This is a genomic window from Phaeobacter sp. CC-HEC084, assembly GCF_059429255.1.
In genome coordinates, this window is sequence record NZ_JCAIJQ010000004.1 from 85,341 (window position 1) to 104,570 (window position 19,230).

Here is a 19,230-nt window from a genome sequence, read left to right on the forward strand (position 1 = left end):
ACAAACACTAGTTCGCCCCACGACGCCAAAGAACCCCAGTAGACTTTTTTCCCTTAAATTCAGTGCCTTAAAAAACGCTCGCAGCACACTTCAAACGGGATATCTGCGCGAACGCCCGCCTCAAAGATGATTAAAGTTGTAATATAATTTTCTCGCCTCAATCTTCAACCCTTTCCGAAAGCATTAAGAGTCCCTAGCGCATTAATTATCGAGAACCCTCACCAGAAATAACGGAGTTCCCAAATGTCACTCAGAAAAACAATGTTTGCAGCCGCCACTTTTGCAGCCTTGCCATTTATTGCGCAGGCAGATCAGGGGGTAACCGCGAACAATGTCTCCTTTGCCCAAGTCGCGGCCTTTGAAGGTCCGGCGGCCGCTCTTGGCCAAGGTATGCGCCTGGGGATTAGCGCTGCGTTCGAAGAGGCAAACGCCGCAGGAGGCGTGCATGGCCGGACCCTGACACTGGACAGTATGGATGACGGCTATGAACCTGATCGCTCCGCGGCGCTGGTCAAATCGGTGGTGGATGCAAACGACCACATCGGGTTGATCGGCGCTGTCGGCACCCCGACGGCTTCTGCGACCCAACCGATCGCGACCGCGGCAAATGTACCATTTATTGGTCCTTTCACCGGCGCCGGCTTCCTGCGCGATGCAAGCCACGGCAACATCTTCAACGTGCGCGCGACCTATGCCACCGAAACCGAAGCATGGATTGAATACCTCGTCGACCAGCAGGGAATGAAATCCATCGCACTGCTCTATCAGGACGATGGCTTTGGCCGGGTTGGCCTCGCGGGCGTGACCGCCGCCCTTGAAAAGCGTGGCATGACGATTGCTGCGGAAGGCACCTATACGCGCAACACCACCGCCGTCAAAAAGGCCCTGCTTACCATCCGCAAGGCAAAGCCGGACGCGGTCGTCATGGTTGGCGCTTACAAACCCGTGGCGGAATTCATCAAGCTCTCGCGCAAACTGAAGCTCGACGCGACCTTCGTGAACATCTCCTTTGTGGGATCCGAAGCCCTGGCACAGGAGCTGGGCGATGAAGGCGAAGGCGTCATCATCAGCCAAGTCGTCCCCTTCCCGTGGGACAGCTCCATTCCGGTCGTGGCACAATACACCGAAGCCTTGAAAGCCTATGACGCCGCAGCCAAACCGGGCTTCGTATCGCTCGAAGGTTACATCGTCGGTCGTCTCGCCATCAAGGCGCTGGAGGATGCGGGCAAGGACCTGACCCGCGAAAGCTTCCTGGCGGCGCTGTCTGGCCTGTCCACGGTGGATCTTGGCGGCGCCAAGATGGTCTTTGGCGCCGACGACAACCAAGGCATGGATGACGTCTTTCTGACCCGGATCACCGCAGATGGTGGTTTTGCCCCTGTCGTGCTGGGTGGCGGATCCTGATCTCCAAACGCGCGACCTCTGACCGCGCAAGATAGGCGCCTGCCCGATACGCGGGCAGGCGCAGACCAAAGTTTCATCGCAAAGGTGTCATCATGATCCGGGAACTGGGATCCACCCTCTTACGCCGTCTGAACGTGCTGTCGAGTATTCGGGGCAAAATCACGTTCATCCTGCTGACCTTCACAGTCGTGACCGGGGGCGCAGGATATCTTATCTATCAGTCGTTCGACCGTGTTTCGGCCAGCGTCGCGGAAATGACCTCCGACGATTTGCCGACGCTGGCGCAAAGCAACGGGCTGATTGCGGCCGCGTCCAAAACCAAAGACGCCATGGTCGGTGTGATGATCGCGCAAAACATCGCCGCCCTCTCGTCGGCGGCCTCCGAGGTCGAGACATCTCTGACCGGTCTGCAGACCTCGATCGCAGCCCTGCCGCCCGAGGCTCAGGAAGAATTCGAGGCCGCCCGCAGCCAGGTCGAAGGCACCCTGCTGACTTCCATCGAGGCCCGCGAGAATGTTTTTGAATACTCCGAACGCTTTGCCACTATGACCAAGGAATTGCAAAACATCGCCGCCGAGCTGCAGGTGGTTTTGCTTGAGACGGCAGACAATGCCTATTTCGATATCTCGATCAATGGCGAAGACACGATCTCCTCGATCGAAGAGACCATGTTCGATCTGGTCGAGAACAAGTTTGCCACGCTTCAGTCCCTGTTGGAAATTCGTGCCGAAATCAACCTGATGTCCGGCGCAGCCCTGGCCCTAACCACGACCCGGGACAGCGCCATGGTGTCGATCATCCGGGATATCGCGGTGTCCTCGAACGACCGGCTCACCGGATCGATAGAGGTTCTCAAGGGATCGGAAAATGGCCTCTCCGTCGTGGAAGAGCTCGATAGCGTCCTGAGTACGCTGAACACAGCAATCGCTGCCGCAGGCACCTTTCGGCAGGTCGAACGCGACGCAGTGCTAGAAGCGCGCCAGTCCGCTGACGTCGCCCTAGCCTCTGCTGTGGATGACATGGTCTTTGAGCTGACCATCGCCGCCGAAGATGCCAGCACCAACAACCGCGACACCATCCAGAGCCTTCTGGACAACGAAGTCGCCTTCATGAACACGCTGCTGGAAATCAACGCCAAACTGGGCGCCTTCCAGATCGAAGCCCTGAAGATCGCGACCTCTGCCACCGTCGAGCAGGCGAAGGCCAGCCAGAAGGCGCTGTCCGGAGCCGCCACGGCTCTGGCCGGATACCGGGACTTCGGCGACGGCATCCTTGCTGCTGGGCTGGACGGTCTTGCCGCGATGGCAGCGCCCGACACTGGCCTCGCCCATTTCCGCATTCAGTCACTGCTTGCCGATGGCACTGCGGTTCATGCCGCGGATGACACCGCCAAGGCGGTGCTGAAAATTGCCGGTCTCGCCTCGCTGAGGGGCCGCGCCAGCCAAGACGCGATCACGGATCGGGCGGTCAATATCGCCGAGGATTCGACTGAGGTAAAAAGCAACCTGGTGACTCTCGCCTGGATGGGCGCGGCCTTCGTGTCCTGCGTGCTGGTACTCAATCACCTGCTGATTGTGCGCCCGCTCAACCGGATCAGCCTGACAACCGAACGGCTGTCGCAGGGCGATATGAGCCCGGTTACGGGTTTCGACCGCGCCAGCGACGAAATCGCCCGCATCGCCGGGGCGCTGAAAGTGTTCCGGGATGGATTGGTCGAAAAAGAGGAAATCGAACGCGTTGCAGCGGAAGAGCGCGCGGCGAACCAGGCCCAACAGACTGCAGCCGTGAACGCGGTGGGCACCGGGCTTGCGAATCTGTCGCGTGGTGATCTGACCTATCGGATCGAAGAGGAACTGACCGATGGGTATGCCCAGCTTAAGGAAGATTTCAACAGAACCGCCGAGACGCTCAACCTAACGGTGGTGGATGTGGTCGCCGTAGCGGAATCGATCCGCAATGGGTCCAGCGAAATCAGCCAGGCCTCGGACGATCTCTCGCACCGTACCGAAAGCCAGGCTGCAACTCTGGAAGAAACCGCAGCCGCGCTTGAGGAATTGACGGCCAGCGTCCGCTCTGCCGCCGATGGCGCACGGGATGCAGCCACGACAACGCAGGATGCCCGGAGAGAGGCAACCGATAGCGGTGAAGTGGTGGAAAACACAGTCAAGGCGATGAAAGATATCGCGGATAGCTCTGACCAGATTGCCCAGATCATCGGCGTGATCGACGATATCGCCTTCCAAACCAACCTGCTGGCGCTGAACGCGGGGGTCGAAGCTGCACGCGCGGGTGATGCCGGCAAGGGCTTCGCGGTGGTTGCATCTGAGGTTCGCAGCCTGTCCCAGCGGACCGCCGATGCGGCCCATGAGATCAAGGTTTTGATTACCAAAAGCACCGAACAGGTCGGGCTTGGGGTCAAACTGGTTGACCAGGCCGGGCAAGCTCTCAGGAGCATTGTCGACCGGGTCTCGTATATCTCCAGCCTCGTTGGCAATATTGCGGACGGCACCAGCGAACAGGCGACCGGACTGTCCGAAGCCAACATCGCGGTGTCCCAACTGGATCAGGTCACCCAGCAGAACGCGGCCATGGTCGAACAAACCAACGCAGCGGGCCACTTGCTCAGCAGCGACGCCGAAAAACTGGCAACGCTGATGGGTGGGTTCACGGTGTCTTCTTCAGCGCATGTGGCCGGTGATATCCTGGAACTCCGAGAGGTTCCTCCAGACGAATGGCCCATGGCCCAGTCCGCCTGAGACACGCTTCTCCCGAGCAGCCCCGGATCCCTCCGGGGCTGTTTCCATTTCGCGAGAAGAAATCCCTTATGAGTAAGAACCGAGGGGAGAAGCGTAGGTGGCTGAAACCACACCAATGGGAAACGCCTCTAAGAGCAAAATTCTTAAACGAGCGACCAAGCGCCCACTCTTCGTCATGCCCAGAATTTTGTGAGAGATTTGAATGGCAGGGGCAGCAGGGTTCGAACCCGCGACCTACGGTTTTGGAGTCCAGATTAGAGCATTGTAAATAAACAGATTTTTTTCAAACCAGTGTGGTTTCCACCCAATATTAATCAAGGGCTTAGGTGACGAAATCCAACCGTTTCGTTACCGTTTCATTGTTCCATCATGCCCTTGTGGATGCGCCTGAGACTTCCTTTTAAGAAGTTACGTTCAACTAAATGGCAATCAGATGGGAAGCGCATCAATCTCAGCCTTCCTTTCTTCCTTTTCCGCAGGTGTTAGGTAGCGCTGCTTGGCACTAAGTGAGGCAAGCCTATCACTGTTGAGGCGAATAGCCTTATCCCGCTTCTGGCGAATAGAATTCATTTCGCTTGCGATCTTTTGCCCGCGTTTAGATTTCTTGCCGACGACATGCCGAATCCCTCCAAGATGCGCTAATAGCCGCGTCGAAGCGACATCGAGCTCGTCCAAGGTTGCGGCACTTTTGAGTTCCGCCCAAAGAGCTTTTGACTTCAACTCAAGCTTCCGATGCACCGTCAGGTTTGCCCCAACGATTCCGACCCCGGTTATGAAGACAGGCCGGTTTCCGGTTCTAAGTTTGAGTTTGTGAGACTTAAGACCGAACGAAGACACAATCTCACGGACTTTCTTCACAAATCCGCCTGAAATCTTACGGCCTGAAATTGTCAGATCGTCCACCCAAACAGTAAAACTCAGGTCATGAGCAATGCATAGGTCAGCAATCGCATCGAACATAGGCCGATGAACCAGTGAAGCAAGGACTGGCGTGAGCGGCGAACCAAAACAAGCTTTGTCATCAGCCGTGCTGACGTGCGCAATCAGCCCTGCAACATCGGGCTGCATCCCAAACTGGTCGACAAGTGACTTGCGGATCATGCTTCGAGAAGTTGAAGGGTAAAATTGCTTTAGGTCCAACGTGAGATACTGCACGGCAGAAAGGTGAGCTGCCGCATTGTCACGCTGTGCCCGGCCCATTCTCGGACTCATCAAGTAACTGTTTTGAATAATTTTCGAGAAGTGGAACCTCAATCGCTCATGAACTGCCCGCAGGCGCCCCACTGGGTAGACTAGCTTCCGTTCTTTCCCACTAGAGGTGACGGTCCGTCGGACCAAGAAATGCTCTTTGAACCGAGGTGTTCCTAATCGCTCTAGATCGTCTCGTCGTTCACGGACGAGGTCAGCCACGTCCCGCTGAGTTGGGCTTTGTGCAAACGGAGAGCGGTTTAGCTCATAACGCTCCTGCCCCCTACGAGTTCGATGTTTCCGCACCGTGAGGCTCCGCAGGCTTTAGCTTTTCGAGCAAATTTAGTGCCTTTTTAGCGACGATAAGGCGCCCTTTGCGGACAGGAGCATCACCTTCGATTTCCTCCGCAAAGAACAATAATTGTGATTTCCTGACCCCGAGGACTGCGCTGTACTTATCCAAGGTATCTAGAGTAACGGATTTCGTTCCCCGCTCAATCTCTGAAACCATTGCCTGTGACATCCCTAGCGCTTCAGCAAGCTCCGTCTGGGAGAAACCCCAGTACAGCCGCGCAAGCATCAGCGCTTCGTTTATCATCGGCTTTTTAGAAGTTGCCATAGGTACACCCAAGGGCTGTGAAGGGGTCACCGCCGCTGCCCGCAAAGAGACCGAGATTTACTCCCAGAACTCCGTGATCAAGTTCCAGAGACGGAACAGGATGACGATGACGGAAAACAGGTACCGCCACTTCGAAGGTTTCTTGCGATGCCGCCGCTGGTTCTGAACATCTTTCTTGCACATCATTACTGCTCCTCGTTTCCGGCCGGAATTGGCCCCCGTAGGAAAGAGGATTGTGATCAGCGGCGTTTGACCCCTTACATGCCGCACCCAACCCCGGATGGGTGCGGCGCATGGCCACTCCCCTCCCCGAGACGCAGGTGTTTGACGAAGGCGCTAAGCCTTCACAGGGCCTCTGGCCCCAGGTCTTGTCGGGTTCTGCGTATGCAAGGTTCATAACACCTCACAATGTAGGGAAGTCAAATCCGCCTTTCAAGTACAATATCACCAATAGCGATAAACTATTCTACGCGTGCGCCGACAACGCGCCTGCTAACTGGAAGCAACTATGGGCATCCAGCTCTGGCACCCCTCGGCTACATGTATACGAGTTCGACCACCGGTACGGAGCATATCACTAGTCCACTGGGCGGCCGTCAGCTTTACCTTCACAACATCCACAAAGAAATCAACATTCTTGGGTGATGCAGATTAGACGCGCAGTTGGCAAAACTGAGAACTGTAAATCACACACTCAATGCACTGAAATAGAACTAATTTTTTCCCAACCGATTCCCCAACCGCGTAAATTTGAGGATCAAAATACCCAACTGACCCGCCTGAAGCAGGCGAGAAATCGGAAAAACTGTTTGATTTCAATGGCAGGGGCAGCAGGGTTCGAACCCGCGACCTACGGTTTTGGAGACCGTCGCTCTACCAACTGAGCTATACCCCTACGGTGCGGCAGTTCCTAAGCCACCACCGCGCAGGAGGCAAGAGGGAAATGGCCGGAAATGCGGGGAAAGTCCCTCTCCTCTTCCTCTCCCTTTGCTGTCACGCCCGCATACAGGCCTTGTCATGCCCTGTGGGGTGGCAGCGGGCCATCCGCTGCTTTATGAAAGAGCCAAAAGGACCCTGCCGTGAGCCTGAGAAAACGCATCGCAGACAGCCCGCGCTTCAACCGCACCATTGAGGGGCTGTTCGCCGCCTACGTCCGATTCGCTTATCGCGCCTCGCGCTGGCAACGCAGCGGCTTCGAGGAGATGGACGCCTGCGTCAAACGCGGAGAGCCGGTCATATTTGTCCTGTGGCATCAGCGGCTGATCATGGCGCCCTACCTGTTCGATACCTCTCTGGGGCGCATCTGCGCCCTGACCTCGGCGGCGCGGGCCGGGCGGCTGGCCGGGCAAATCCTGGTTCGGCTTGGTTTCGAGACAATCCCGATGTCCAGCCACAAGCGCCACGTTGCCCTGTCGCGGGAGGTGCTGCGCCGCACCAAGGAAGGCTGTTCCATCGGGATCGCCGCCGACGGGCCGCGCGGTCCTGCCAGGATTTCCTCGGGCGTGCCGATCACCTGGGCCCGCATGACCGGCTGCCGTGTCTTCACCGTGGCCTTTGCGGAAAAGAAGGTCCTGAAGCTGCCCACCTGGGACAAGCAGATGCTGCCGCTACCGTTTTCCCGCGGTGTGCTGATCTGTCAGGAATGGCAGGAAACCGTTCCTAAAAAACCCACAGACGACGAAGCAGAGGCCCTGAGGCAAAGCCTTGAGCAGGCTCTGGACCAGATCACCGACAAGGCGGACCAGGCCGCCGGGCGCGCGCCTGACCCGATCAAGTCCGCCTGAGGCCAAACGGCTCCATTGGCAAAGCGGCCCCGGCCCTGCTCAGCTTTGTGCACATAGAAAAGGGCCTCCCGAAGGAGGCCCTTTCCATCCGCAATCAGGAGACCTGGTTGCTCGATGATCTTCGACACAGTCTTTTTGGTGCGTCTCGGGATCATCGCGTTCAAACAAAAAGGGCGCCACTGGGGCGCCCTTTCCGTTTGATCATTCGCGAGTGCGAATTACTCGATGATTTTGGAAACGACGCCAGCGCCGACGGTGCGGCCGCCTTCGCGGATGGCGAAACGCAGACCGTCTTCCATCGCGATCGGGGCGATCAGTTCAACTTCGAACTTCAGGTTGTCGCCCGGCATCACCATCTCGGTGCCTTCCGGCAGGGTCACGGTGCCGGTCACGTCGGTGGTCCGGAAGTAGAACTGCGGACGGTAGTTCGCAAAGAACGGGGTGTGACGGCCACCTTCTTCTTTGGTCAGAATATATGCTTCTGCCTCGAATTTGGTGTGCGGGGTCACGGAACCCGGCTTACACAGAACCTGACCACGCTCAACGCCGTCACGGTCAACGCCGCGCAGCAGCGCGCCGATGTTGTCGCCGGCTTCGCCGCGGTCCAGCAGCTTGCGGAACATTTCAACACCGGTGCAGGTGGTTTTCTTGGTGTCGTGGATGCCGACGATTTCGATTTCGTCGCCAACGTTGATCACGCCACGCTCAACACGGCCGGTCACAACGGTACCACGACCGGAGATCGAGAACACGTCTTCGATCGGCATCAGGAACGGCAGGTCAACGGCACGCTCGGGGGTCGGGATGTACTCATCCACAGCCGCCATCAGTTCCTTGATTTTGTTTTCGCCGATTTCCGGGTCACGGCCTTCCATCGCCGCCAGAGCGGAACCTGCGATGATCGGGATATCGTCGCCCGGGAAATCGTAGGACGACAGCAGTTCGCGGATTTCCATCTCGACGAGCTCGAGCAGCTCTTCGTCGTCGACCTGGTCAACCTTGTTCATGAACACGACCAGCGCCGGAACGCCAACCTGACGCGCCAGCAGGATGTGCTCGCGGGTCTGCGGCATCGGGCCGTCAGCTGCGTTCACAACCAGGATCGCGCCGTCCATCTGCGCCGCACCGGTGATCATGTTCTTCACATAGTCAGCGTGGCCGGGGCAGTCGACGTGGGCGTAGTGGCGGTTCTCGGTCTCGTATTCCACGTGGGCGGTCGAGATGGTGATGCCGCGGGCTTTTTCTTCCGGTGCGCCGTCGATCTGGTCGTAGGCTTTGAAGTCACCGAAGTATTTGGTGATCGCTGCGGTCAGCGTGGTTTTGCCGTGGTCAACGTGGCCAACGGTGCCGATGTTGACGTGCGGTTTATTACGCTCAAACTTTTCCTTAGCCATTCTCTTGGCGCCCTTTTGAAATGTGGGGTCCCTATGCGACCCGGTTTCCTCTGCGCGCGCCGATTATTTGGTTTACGCGCAAAAATCAACCCGTTCCTGCTTGACAGTCGTGGATTTGGCAAACTTCGTCCGGATTGATGTGGTTTCGCACCCCGGAGCGGGGCAATGCCCTACTCGGCGACCTCGGCCCGCAGATCAAACCAGCCGTTTTCCTTGTGCTGTTCGGCCATCCATTCTTCCACCGCATCGGCGATATTCAGCGACAATCCGGCGATCTGTTCTTCCTTGGTCCGGCTGTGGCCCGAACCGACAATCGCGCTTTCGCCTGTGGTGTCCTCGAAGATCTCCATCTGATGCTTGTCGGCAAGGAACTCTTCCTTTTCCACGTCGTAGACAAAGACATTCACAACCGCGACGCTTTTGGGATTGAACAGAACCGGCACACCCGGCGGCGCCAGCATGAAGCCCTCAAGGGTCACGGCAACGTCGTACTCCTGCGGCCCGTCATAGCGGCGCAGGCGGGCTTCCAGCGCTGTTTTCATCGGCTCGATCCACTCCGATTGCTCCGCAGCGCGGGACATCGGCCATTTCAGCGCTTTTTCAGTATAAACATGGGCAACCCGCACCCGGAAGGCACCCAGGTCCTCGGGTGGTTCGTCCAGCAGCGTTTCAGTGCAGGCCGAAAGCAGCGCAAAAAGGCCCAGAAAGGCAAGAAGTCGGGTCATTCCATTTCCCTTGTATGAATCTGGTGTATGAGGCCGGTCGCGCACAGATAGGCAGAGCCGCGCGCGCCGGTAAAGACGCGCGTCAGCAACACCGACGGCAGGTGGCAAAGGGGGCACAGATTTTCCGCGCCCCGCACCATCACTTGAATTTATAATTCCGTGGGAAGCCATAGGGCGGACGCTTGCCGACACCGGCGCGTTTACCCAGCCATTGGCTCAGGTCCGTTTCATGGCGGGTCTTGCCGCCGCCCATTTCCCAGGTCAGGCCATCATCCCAGTTGAAGGTGGTGACATCGCTAAGGCCACCATCCAACTCCAGCGAGCCCTGCTTGCCACGCGCCATATTGTACTTTTGCAGACGCACGCCCTTGCCACGGGACAGCTCCGGCATTTCCTCGACCGAGAAGACCAGGAACTTGCCGTTTTCCGAAACCACAGCCACGTGATCGCCAGTCACCGGCACACAGATTCGCGCCTGTTCGTCCTCCTTGACGTTCAGCACCTGCTTGCCGCCACGCGTCTGCGCCACGATGTCCTTTTCGGCGCAGATGAACCCGTTGCCCGCAGAAGAGGCGACCAGCAGCCGTCCTTCGGGGTTGTGGATCAGGATATCGACGATCTCGACCTCGTTGGGGAGGTCCACCATCAGGCGCACCGGTTCCCCCATGCCACGACCACCGGGCAGGGTCGCAGCGCTGACCGTATAGAACCGTCCGTTGCTGCCAAAGACCAAAAGCCGGTCGGTGGTTTCCGCATGGAAGATAAAACGTGGCCCGTCGCCGTCCTTGAACTTCAATTCACGGTTCAGGTCGATATGGCCGGTCATGGCCCGGATCCAGCCCATCTGCGAACAGACAACGGTGATCGGTTCGCGGTCGATCATCGCCTCCAGCGGCACTTCTTCGACTTCGCCCGCCTCGGCAAACCGGGTGCGTCGCGCGCCGCCTTCGTAGTTCTTGCCGAACTGCTTTTTGGTTTCCCGCAGCTGTTCGGTGATCCGGGTCCATTGCAGCTCTTCCGACCCCAGGAGTTCCACCAGCCCGGCGCGTTCCTCGCGCAGGGCATCGCGTTCCCGGGTCAGCTCGATCTCTTCCAGTTTGCGCAGAGAGCGCAGCCGCATGTTGAGAATCGCTTCGGCCTGAACCTCGGACAGCTCTCCGGCGCCGTCGCCGGGTGTTACGTAATCCGCCTCGTCATAGGCGCGGGGGTGATCCTTGGACCAATCCTCGCGCATCAGGGCGGCCTTGGGGTCTTCATCATACCGGATGATGTCGATCACCCGATCGAGGTTGAGGAAGGCGATGATGAAGCCGTCCAGAACCTCCAGCCGGTGGTCGATCTTGGCCATCCGGTGGCGCGAGCGGCGCTGCAGCACGTCGCGGCGGTGATCAAGGAAGGCGCGTAGCACCTCCTTCATCGAGCAGACCTTGGGCGTGACCCCGTCGATCAGCACGTTCATGTTTAGCGAAAAGCGCAGCTCCAGATCGGAGTTACGATAAAGCATGCCCATCAGCACATCGGGGTCGACGTTCTTGGAGCGCGGCTCCAGCACGATGCGAATGTCATCGGCACTCTCATCGCGCACATCGCCGAGAATCGGCACCTTCTTGGTCTGGATCAGCTCGGCGATCTTTTCGATCAGCTTGGATTTCTGAACCTGATAGGGGATTTCCGTGACCACGATCTGCCACTGCCCCCGGCCAAGGTCCTCGACCTCGTGGGTGGCGCGCAGCCGGAAGGAGCCACGCCCGGTGCGATAGGCCTTAGCGATGTTTTCCTGTGGCTCGACGATCACGCCGCCGGTCGGGAAATCCGGCCCCGGCACATATTTCAGCAGCGTATCATCATCGGCGCCCGGCGCCTTGATCAGGTGGATACAGGCGTCGATCAGCTCGGCAATGTTATGCGGCGGGATATTGGTCGCCATGCCCACGGCAATGCCGCTGGCGCCATTGGCCAGAATGTTCGGGAAAGTTGCCGGCAAAACCGCCGGTTCGGTCAGGCGGCCATCGTAGTTGTCGCGAAAATCGACGGCATCCTCGTTCAGACCGTCCAGCATAGCCTCGGCGACAAAGGTCATGCGCGCCTCGGTGTAGCGCGAGGCCGCCGGGTTATCGCCATCGATATTTCCGAAGTTGCCCTGACCGTCGACAAGCGGGTAGCGAACGTTGAAATCCTGCGCCAGACGCGCCATCGCATCATAGATCGCCGCGTCGCCGTGGGGGTGGAAATCCCCCATGGTATCGCCGGAAATCTTCGCCGATTTCAGAAAGCCCCCGGTCGAATTCAGCCGCAACCGGTTCATCGCATAAAGAATGCGCCGATGCACCGGCTTCAGCCCGTCACGCGCATCGGGCAGCGCCCGGTGCATGATCGTGCTCAGCGCATAGGTCAGGTAACGCTCGCCAATAGCGCGGCGCAGCGGTTCCAGCACTTCGCCGTTCTGCGGCGCGGAGGGGAGGTCGGGGTCTTCTACCAAGTCACTCATTCCGTGGTAATACTGCCCCCATGTGCCGCGGTAAAGCGGCGCGTTGTCCTCCCCCGGCCCGGATTCCCCCCTTGGTACCACTTGGGGGAGAAGAAATCGGACTCTCCCCTGTGTTTACGATCCTTTTTCACCTAGGCTTAAACCCGCGCAGCCTAATGTCCTGGCGTCAGTGCCACAGGGTCGAACAGCAGGATTCGGCCGCCACCGCCCACGAACGATGCCGCAGGGACATCTGCCTCGGGCTGTCGTTAAATATTGCTATTTTCCGGGGGACCACGCCATGTCGCGCTTTGTTCTGGCGTCTTTTGCCTTCCTTGGCTGGGGGTTCTATGAGCTCAGCGGCGGGGCGGATTTTACGCCGCCGCAACGGCCTGTGGTGGAAAAGAGCGCGGCCACGGACCCCACAGACAGCCCGGCCAAACTCGCAACACCCCGCAATGAGATAACCGTCACCGCAAGCTCTCTGGTGACCCGGACCTCTCTTGATCAGCGACACAAGGCCCTGGCGCAGGCACGTGCCGCTGGCCAGCAGGGCCTATCCCCCAATCTGGGCGCCCAAGAGACCGAGACCGCCGCTGCCAAGGATGGCACAGCCACGTCCAGCGCCACCTCCCCCGGCGAGCACGACAGCCCCCCGGGCACCACACCATCCGTTACATCCCGGACCTCTGCGGCGCGGGTGATCTCCGCCGGGCTGGACACCGGAGGAATGCAACTTGCCTCGCTTGAAGAGGGCCTTGGCGGCGGGATGCAACTCGGCTTGCAAGGTCTAGGCACAACTCAGGCGCCACTGGCGGCCGCCACCAACCACCCCCCGACGACAGGCACGGCTTTGCTTGCCCCTGGGCTGACGGAAGACCCCGAAACGGACAAACGCAGCATCCGGGCCGCGCGGGTCAATATGCGGCAGGGGCCGGGCACCGCCTATCCGATCATCACCCGCCTGCTGGCCGGGGACGAAGTGATCGTGATCGGGGACAGCGGCACCGGCTGGCTGCATCTGCGCACCCCGGACAATGAACATTTTGGCTGGATCGCCGCTTCACTGGTCAGTCAAAAGGTCCCATAACTGCGCTGGCGCGGGTATCCCCCGCGCAGATGCAATGGGGGCAATATGCAAAAAACCATCCTGATTACGGGCTGTTCTTCGGGCATCGGACTGGATGCGGCGCGCGGCATGCGGGATCGTGGCTGGCGGGTCTTTGCCTCCTGCCGCCAGCAGCAAGACTGCGACCGGATGCGCGGTGAAGGCTTTGACAGCCCGCTGATCGACTACACCCGGCCAGACACCATCACGGACGGGCTGAAGCAGGTGCTGACCGCAACCGGCGGGGGCCTTGATGTGCTGTTCAACAACGGCGCGCACGGGCTGCCCGGCGCAGTCGAGGATCTGCCGACCGAGGCGCTGCGTGACATCTTCGAAAGCAATTTCTTTGGCTGGCACGAGCTGACACGCCAGGTGCTGCCGGTGATGCGGGCGCAGGGCCATGGGCGCATCGTGCAGAACTCGTCCATTCTGGGTCTGGTGACCTTCCCGTGGCGCGGCGCCTATGTGGCAACCAAATACGCCATCGAAGGGCTGACGGATACGCTCCGGATCGAACTGACGGACACCAACATCCATGTGATCCTGATCGAACCCGGCCCGGTGACATCGAAGATTCGCGAAAACTCTATCCCGCATTTCGAACGCTACGTGGATTGGCGCGCCTCACCCCTGCGCGCCCGTTATGAGGAGAGCCTGCTGAAACGGCTTTACGAAAGCAAAGGCCCCGACCGGTTCGAACTCCCGGCCTCGGCGGTGACGGCGAAACTGATCCATGCCTGCGAGTCGCCTCGCCCCCGCCCGCGCTATTACGTAACCACGCCGACCCATATCGCCGGCTTCCTGCGCCGGATTTTGCCAACCCGGTCAATTGACCGCATCCTGGCGCGGCTTAGATAGCGGATTCGCGGTCGCCATCCGCCCATGCAGGCGATAGACCGGGGCAACGCAAATGCGAAGGAGCAAGAGCAATGGGTGATCCGCTCTATATTCTGGCCATCCTGGCCATGGCGGCCGTGGTGATCGTTCTGGTGATCGGCCTTGGTGGCTTTGGTAAAGGCGGCGCCTTCAACCACACGTATGGCAACAAGATGATGCGCCTCCGGCTACTGTTCCAGTTCATTGCCGTTGTACTGGTGGCCGCCTATGTCTACCTGCGCAATCAGGGAGGATAAGAAATCATGGTTGTTCTGAACAAGATTTACACCCGCACCGGTGACAAGGGCGATACGGCTCTGGGTAATGGTGACCGGGTTGCGAAACATTCGGCCCGGGTCACCGCCTATGGCACCTCGGACGAGTTGAACGCCTTTGTCGGCGTTGCCCGTCTTGAGGCCTCAGGTGAAATGGATGCCGCCCTTGCCCGCATCCAGAACGACCTTTTCGATCTGGGGGCCGACCTTTGCCGCCCGGACATGGATAAGGACGGCGAATCGGAATACCCGCCGCTGCGCATGGTGCCCAGTCAGGTCGACCGGCTCGAAGCCGAGATCGATGTGATGAACAAAGAGCTGGCGCCGCTGCGCAGTTTTGTTTTGCCAGGCGGGTCGAAACTGGCTGCCCATCTGCACGTCTGCCGCACTGTGGCGCGCCGCGCTGAACGCCTGGCCACCGAGCTTGCCACCGAAGAAGACGTGAATCCGGCAGCGGTCAAATATCTCAACCGCCTGTCCGACTGGTTTTTCGTCGCCTCCCGCGCCGCTAATGACAATGGCGATCTGGATGTGCTCTGGGTTCCGGGCGCCAACCGCTGACCCCCGGATCACCGCCTCTGCGAATCGCAGAGGCCCAAGACATACCCCGGCGACAACGCCGGGGTGGAAATCTGCCGTGGCGGCAGGCAGGGGCGCTTGCGAAACATTCTTGCAAAAATGATGCGCCAAACACGCGGACGCGACGTCCGGGGCCGCTAACATGACGATTTTTCACTGTTGCCCGCACCACTGACCCGGTATCAACGGCGCGAGAGCATGGAGGCCCGCCGTCCCCACGGCAGGCCGTTTGTTAAGGAGAGAACGCAAAATGAAGGTACTCGTGCCTGTCAAACGCGTGATTGACTATAACGTGAAGGTCCGCGTCAAAGCGGACGGAAGCGGTGTCGATCTCGCCAACGTCAAAATGTCGATGAACCCCTTTGACGAAATCGCCGTCGAAGAGGCCATTCGCCTGAAAGAAGCCGGTAAGGCGGATGAGGTCGTTGCGGTCTCGATCGGCGTAAAACAGGCACAGGAAACCCTGCGCACCGCACTGGCCATGGGCGCAGACCGCGCCATCCTGGTTGTCGCCGCCGATGACGTGCACACCGATATCGAACCGCTGGCCGTGGCCAAGATCCTCGCCAAGGTCGTCGAGGAAGAGCAGCCCGGTCTGGTGCTCGCAGGCAAGCAGGCGATCGACAACGACATGAACGCCACCGGTCAGATGCTGTCCGCACTGCTGGGCTGGTCGCAGGGCACCTTTGCCTCCGAAGTCGACATCGACGGCGACAGCGCCAAGGTCACCCGCGAGGTGGACGGCGGTCTGCAGACCATCTCGGTCAAGATGCCCGCCATCGTCACCGTGGACCTGCGCCTCAACGAGCCGCGCTATGCCTCGCTGCCGAACATCATGAAGGCCAAGAAAAAGCCGCTGGACGAGAAAACCGCTGCCGATTACGGCGTCGACGTCTCCCCGCGTCTTGAGATCGTCTCCACCACCGAACCGCAGGCCCGCTCGGCTGGCATCATGGTCGGTTCGGTTGACGAACTGGTTGCGAAACTCAAAGAAGCGGGGGCTGTGTAATGGCTGTTCTTCTCCTTGCTGAAGTGAATAATGGCGAACTGGCGATGGACGCCACCGCCAAGGCTGTCTCCGCCTCCAAGGCGCTGGGCGATGTGACCGTGCTTTGTGCAGGTGCATCGGCTGCTGCCGCGGGCGACGCTGCTGCCAAGATCGACGGCGTGGCCAAGGTGCTGGTCGCCGAGGACGCCACGCTGGGTCACCGCCTGGCCGAGCCGACTGCAGCGCTGATCGTGTCGCTGGCTGGCGATTACAGCCACATCGTGGCGCCTGCGACCACCGACGCCAAGAACGTGCTGCCGCGCGTCGCGGCGCTGCTGGACGTGATGGTGATCTCGGATGTGACCGCGGTTGTCGACGCCGACACCTTCGAGCGTCCGATCTATGCCGGCAACGCGATCCAGACCGTGAAGTCGAAAGACGCCAAAAAGGTCATCTCCTTCCGGACTTCGACCTTTGACGCGGCTGGTGAGGGCGGCTCTGCCGCTGTTGAAACCACCGGCGCAGCCGAGAACCCCGGCCTGTCCGAATGGGTCGAAGACAAGGTTGCCGAAAGCGACCGCCCCGAACTGACCTCGGCTGGCGTTGTTGTCTCCGGTGGTCGCGGTGTCGGCTCCGAAGAGGACTTCAAACTGATCGAAGGTCTGGCGGACAAGCTGGGCGCTGCAGTTGGTGCCTCGCGTGCTGCGGTCGATTCCGGCTATGCGCCGAACGACTGGCAGGTGGGCCAGACCGGCAAGGTCGTCGCCCCCGAGCTTTATGTCGCGGTCGGCATCTCCGGCGCGATCCAGCACCTGGCGGGCATGAAGGACTCCAAGATCATCGTCGCCATCAACAAGGACAAAGAGGCACCGATCTTCCAGGTTGCCGATTATGGCCTCGTGGCAGACCTGTTCCAGGCCGTCCCCGAACTCACCGAAAAACTGGGCTAGAGCCCTGGCTCCGGCCCGGCACACGCCGGGCCACACAGAGCCACATGTCATCGAAAAAGGCCCGCATCCGATGCGGGCCTTTTGCGTTCTGTATACTTCGAAAACCAGGCAGCAGGTCGGCCACCCTACTGACCGGCAGCTATCACATGCGGGTCAGCCCGCTGCTTTGCGCTGCCCCAGGATACCCTGCAGCTTCTCAGCCGTGGCGCATCCAATCCGGTTGTGTTCCTTCGGCCCCAGCATATGGCGTGCCGTCGGCAGGTCGAGCGGCCCCATGTCCATGCCCATGACGTCATTTGCCAACCCTGCGGTGGCAACGGGGAGCTCTACCACCCCTTTGACCAAGGGCCTCAGAGAATCGACCATCGCCTGATCGACTAGGACCGGTTCACGTCCGAACATTCCCACACCACCCAGATTATAGCGCAGCCACAGCAGCACCAACCGTCCCTCCATCGCAGTGATGAGATCACCCATGCGACTGACCCACACAGATTGCAGATGCAGGCAGAGGGTTTCAAACCGCTCCTCAGAGACGTTTTTGAGCTCGGTCAGGAGATGCTTGTTGAAATGAAACTCGGTGAAATCCACTTCCGGAAAAAGGGCCTTCAGTTCAGGGCGGGCTTGCAGGAACCGGTCATTCCGGCGCGGATGCACCCGGTAATATTTATTCGACAGGTTCTGGGCGCCCAGAAGCTGGAAGACAGCGATATCTGATTCCTTAGCCACCCTCATAAGGCTGTCATCGCTCATGAAACTGTCCAGCCCCGCGTTCACACCACCGAGGTTGATGCATGGCACATCCAGCAGGGATTCGGCGACGGCGGGAAACGGCTCAGCCACAAAGCGACCAAACACCTCTGTTCCGCCCAGAAATGCGATATAAGGTTCATTCAAGTCGCGTTCGGGTCCACGTACCTGCAGCCTTGAGCCTGCATAGCAACATGTTCCACCCGAAAGCGTCGAAACGCTTTGGAGTTCGTAACTCATAGTCCCACCAATTTTTCACCCGATACTCACTTTGAGCCTGAAAACTTGCAAATTTCCTAAAGCTCAAATTTGGTTAAAATACCCCTTCGCCAGCCTTGTGCCCCCCCCGAAACGACCGATAAGATCACCCGGCAGGCAGCCAGGGAGCCATCGGCATGGAAGTCAAAAAAATCGGCGTAATCGGAGCGGGACAGATGGGCAACGGCATTGCCCATGTCATGGCAGTTGCGGGTTATGACGTTGTTATCAATGATGTAAATCAGACCGCATTGGATGGCGCTATGAGTGCGATCCAGAAGAACCTGGCCCGGCAGGCCAGTCGCGGCAAGATCAGCGAAGAGGACATGAATGCGGCCCTTGCGCGCATCACTCCGACGCTGGCTCTGCCCGATATCGGGGCCACCGATCTGGTCATCGAAGCGGCAACCGAGCGTGAAACCATCAAGCAGGCGATCTTTGAAGATCTGCAACCGCATCTGCAGCCGCATACGATTCTCACCTCTAACACCTCGTCTATCTCGATCACCCGTCTGGCGAGTCGCACCGACCGCCCCGAACGTTTCATGGGCTTCCACTTCATGAACCCGGTGCCAGTGATGCAGCTGGTCGAATTGATCCGCGGTATCGCCACCGACGAGGAGACCTTCACGGCATGTCAGACCGTGGTGGAGCGTCTGGGCAAGACCGCCGCCAGCGCCGAAGATTTCCCCGCCTTCATCGTCAACCGGATCCTGATGCCGATGATCAACGAAGCCGTCTACACCCTCTATGAAGGGGTTGGTTCGGTGAAATCCATCGACGAATCGATGAAGCTGGGCGCCAACCATCCGATGGGGCCGCTGGAACTGGCAGACTTCATCGGCCTGGACACCTGTCTTGCCATCATGAACGTGCTGCACGACGGGCTGGCCGACACCAAATACCGCCCCTGCCCACTGCTAACCAAATATGTCGAGGCTGGCTGGTTGGGCCGCAAGACACAGCGCGGGTTCTATGACTATCGCGGGGAAACGCCGGTTCCGACGCGCTGATCCCCGGGCTTTCCTGACTGCTGCGGCGACGGCCCTCTATCCAGGGGCCTGACCCGCAGCGATCAAAAAGCTGCAGCGCGTCCATCAATTTAGAAA

Annotated in this window: 17 protein-coding genes and 1 tRNA gene; 10 read left to right on the forward strand and 8 right to left on the reverse strand. The window is 59.3% G+C overall.

Annotation, left to right across the window (positions count from 1 at the left end; translation table 11 throughout):
- Positions 1–243 precede the first annotated feature (243 nt).
- Positions 244–1,404, forward strand: coding sequence for an ABC transporter substrate-binding protein (locus AC5SSZ_RS14330; protein WP_495438456.1), 1,161 nt, complete (start codon positions 244–246; stop codon positions 1,402–1,404).
- 92 nt (positions 1,405–1,496) lie between these two features.
- Positions 1,497–4,160, forward strand: a complete 2,664-nt coding sequence (locus AC5SSZ_RS14335; protein WP_495438457.1) for a methyl-accepting chemotaxis protein — start codon at positions 1,497–1,499, stop codon at positions 4,158–4,160.
- A 429-nt stretch (positions 4,161–4,589) separates the two neighbouring features.
- Here AC5SSZ_RS14335 and AC5SSZ_RS14340 read toward each other — a convergent pair whose 3' ends face one another.
- The 4 genes from AC5SSZ_RS14340 to AC5SSZ_RS14355 all read right to left on the reverse strand — a co-directional run bounded on the left by AC5SSZ_RS14340 (position 4,590) and on the right by AC5SSZ_RS14355 (position 6,862).
- Positions 4,590–5,360: an RNA-dependent RNA polymerase family protein gene (locus AC5SSZ_RS14340; protein ID WP_495438458.1), complete on the reverse strand. Its 771-nt coding sequence runs from the start codon at positions 5,358–5,360 to the stop codon at positions 4,590–4,592.
- Between the two features lie 271 nt (positions 5,361–5,631).
- Entirely contained in the window at positions 5,632–5,967 is a 336-nt protein-coding gene (locus AC5SSZ_RS14345) for a helix-turn-helix domain-containing protein (RefSeq protein ID WP_495438459.1), read from the reverse strand.
- A 57-nt stretch (positions 5,968–6,024) separates the two neighbouring features.
- Entirely contained in the window at positions 6,025–6,153 is a 129-nt protein-coding gene (locus tag AC5SSZ_RS14350) for a hypothetical protein (RefSeq protein WP_495438460.1), read from the reverse strand.
- Between the two features lie 633 nt (positions 6,154–6,786).
- A tRNA-Trp gene (locus tag AC5SSZ_RS14355) sits at positions 6,787–6,862 on the reverse strand.
- Between the two features lie 184 nt (positions 6,863–7,046).
- Between AC5SSZ_RS14355 and AC5SSZ_RS14360 the strand changes: the two genes are divergently transcribed.
- Positions 7,047–7,751, forward strand: coding sequence for a lysophospholipid acyltransferase family protein (locus AC5SSZ_RS14360; RefSeq protein ID WP_495438461.1), 705 nt, complete (start codon positions 7,047–7,049; stop codon positions 7,749–7,751).
- A 218-nt stretch (positions 7,752–7,969) separates the two neighbouring features.
- Here the strand turns inward: AC5SSZ_RS14360 and tuf are convergent, their stop codons facing one another.
- From tuf to AC5SSZ_RS14375, 3 genes are all read right to left on the reverse strand, one after another.
- Positions 7,970–9,145, reverse strand: coding sequence for an elongation factor Tu (gene tuf, locus AC5SSZ_RS14365; RefSeq protein ID WP_065271478.1), 1,176 nt, complete (start codon positions 9,143–9,145; stop codon positions 7,970–7,972).
- 170 nt (positions 9,146–9,315) lie between these two features.
- Positions 9,316–9,870, reverse strand: coding sequence for a hypothetical protein (locus AC5SSZ_RS14370; protein ID WP_495438462.1), 555 nt, complete (start codon positions 9,868–9,870; stop codon positions 9,316–9,318).
- A 139-nt stretch (positions 9,871–10,009) separates the two neighbouring features.
- Positions 10,010–12,358, reverse strand: a complete 2,349-nt coding sequence (locus AC5SSZ_RS14375) for a DNA topoisomerase IV subunit A (protein WP_495438464.1) — start codon at positions 12,356–12,358, stop codon at positions 10,010–10,012.
- 280 nt (positions 12,359–12,638) lie between these two features.
- Between AC5SSZ_RS14375 and AC5SSZ_RS14380 the strand changes: the two genes are divergently transcribed.
- The 6 genes from AC5SSZ_RS14380 (at position 12,639) to AC5SSZ_RS14405 (ending at position 17,113) form a co-directional block, all read left to right on the forward strand.
- Positions 12,639–13,427 (forward strand): SH3 domain-containing protein, encoded by a 789-nt coding sequence (locus tag AC5SSZ_RS14380; protein WP_495438465.1) that lies wholly within the window; start codon positions 12,639–12,641, stop codon positions 13,425–13,427.
- A 45-nt stretch (positions 13,428–13,472) separates the two neighbouring features.
- Entirely contained in the window at positions 13,473–14,303 is an 831-nt protein-coding gene (locus AC5SSZ_RS14385; protein WP_495438466.1) for an SDR family NAD(P)-dependent oxidoreductase, read from the forward strand.
- A 71-nt stretch (positions 14,304–14,374) separates the two neighbouring features.
- Positions 14,375–14,578 carry a twin transmembrane helix small protein gene (locus AC5SSZ_RS14390; protein ID WP_495438467.1) on the forward strand — a complete coding sequence of 68 codons (204 nt, stop codon included), beginning with the start codon at positions 14,375–14,377 and terminating at the stop codon, positions 14,576–14,578.
- Positions 14,579–14,584: 6 nt separating this feature from the next.
- A complete protein-coding gene (locus tag AC5SSZ_RS14395) occupies positions 14,585–15,157 on the forward strand; it encodes a cob(I)yrinic acid a,c-diamide adenosyltransferase (protein WP_274834407.1) in 573 nt (190 codons plus the stop codon).
- A 268-nt stretch (positions 15,158–15,425) separates the two neighbouring features.
- Positions 15,426–16,184, forward strand: coding sequence for an electron transfer flavoprotein subunit beta/FixA family protein (locus AC5SSZ_RS14400; RefSeq protein WP_065271505.1), 759 nt, complete (start codon positions 15,426–15,428; stop codon positions 16,182–16,184).
- Positions 16,184–17,113: an electron transfer flavoprotein subunit alpha/FixB family protein gene (locus AC5SSZ_RS14405; protein ID WP_495438469.1), complete on the forward strand. Its 930-nt coding sequence runs from the start codon at positions 16,184–16,186 to the stop codon at positions 17,111–17,113. The genes AC5SSZ_RS14400 and AC5SSZ_RS14405 overlap by 1 nt, the downstream gene beginning before the upstream one ends.
- A gap of 153 nt (positions 17,114–17,266) precedes the next feature.
- Here AC5SSZ_RS14405 and AC5SSZ_RS14410 read toward each other — a convergent pair whose 3' ends face one another.
- On the reverse strand, positions 17,267–18,103 hold the full coding sequence (locus AC5SSZ_RS14410) for a DUF6473 family protein (RefSeq protein ID WP_495438471.1): 837 nt from the start codon (positions 18,101–18,103) through the stop codon (positions 17,267–17,269).
- 155 nt (positions 18,104–18,258) lie between these two features.
- On the opposite strand from AC5SSZ_RS14410, the gene AC5SSZ_RS14415 reads away from it, so the two are divergent.
- Positions 18,259–19,134, forward strand: a complete 876-nt coding sequence (locus AC5SSZ_RS14415) for a 3-hydroxybutyryl-CoA dehydrogenase (RefSeq protein WP_065271508.1) — start codon at positions 18,259–18,261, stop codon at positions 19,132–19,134.
- Positions 19,135–19,230: the final 96 nt, after the last annotated feature.

Coding starts and splice junctions, on each gene's coding strand:
- AC5SSZ_RS14395 (WP_274834407.1), top strand. CDS start 14,585: ATGGTTGTTCTGAACAAGATTTACACCCGCACCGGTGACAAGGGCGAT.
- AC5SSZ_RS14350 (WP_495438460.1), bottom strand. CDS start 6,153: ATGATGTGCAAGAAAGATGTTCAGAACCAGCGGCGGCATCGCAAGAAA.
- AC5SSZ_RS14370 (WP_495438462.1), bottom strand. CDS start 9,870: ATGACCCGACTTCTTGCCTTTCTGGGCCTTTTTGCGCTGCTTTCGGCC.
- AC5SSZ_RS14345 (WP_495438459.1), bottom strand. CDS start 5,967: ATGGCAACTTCTAAAAAGCCGATGATAAACGAAGCGCTGATGCTTGCG.
- AC5SSZ_RS14405 (WP_495438469.1), top strand. CDS start 16,184: ATGGCTGTTCTTCTCCTTGCTGAAGTGAATAATGGCGAACTGGCGATG.
- AC5SSZ_RS14380 (WP_495438465.1), top strand. CDS start 12,639: ATGTCGCGCTTTGTTCTGGCGTCTTTTGCCTTCCTTGGCTGGGGGTTC.
- AC5SSZ_RS14385 (WP_495438466.1), top strand. CDS start 13,473: ATGCAAAAAACCATCCTGATTACGGGCTGTTCTTCGGGCATCGGACTG.
- AC5SSZ_RS14400 (WP_065271505.1), top strand. CDS start 15,426: ATGAAGGTACTCGTGCCTGTCAAACGCGTGATTGACTATAACGTGAAG.
- AC5SSZ_RS14375 (WP_495438464.1), bottom strand. CDS start 12,358: ATGAGTGACTTGGTAGAAGACCCCGACCTCCCCTCCGCGCCGCAGAAC.
- AC5SSZ_RS14330 (WP_495438456.1), top strand. CDS start 244: ATGTCACTCAGAAAAACAATGTTTGCAGCCGCCACTTTTGCAGCCTTG.
- tuf (WP_065271478.1), bottom strand. CDS start 9,145: ATGGCTAAGGAAAAGTTTGAGCGTAATAAACCGCACGTCAACATCGGC.
- AC5SSZ_RS14410 (WP_495438471.1), bottom strand. CDS start 18,103: ATGAGTTACGAACTCCAAAGCGTTTCGACGCTTTCGGGTGGAACATGT.
- AC5SSZ_RS14340 (WP_495438458.1), bottom strand. CDS start 5,360: ATGGGCCGGGCACAGCGTGACAATGCGGCAGCTCACCTTTCTGCCGTG.
- AC5SSZ_RS14390 (WP_495438467.1), top strand. CDS start 14,375: ATGGGTGATCCGCTCTATATTCTGGCCATCCTGGCCATGGCGGCCGTG.
- AC5SSZ_RS14415 (WP_065271508.1), top strand. CDS start 18,259: ATGGAAGTCAAAAAAATCGGCGTAATCGGAGCGGGACAGATGGGCAAC.
- AC5SSZ_RS14335 (WP_495438457.1), top strand. CDS start 1,497: ATGATCCGGGAACTGGGATCCACCCTCTTACGCCGTCTGAACGTGCTG.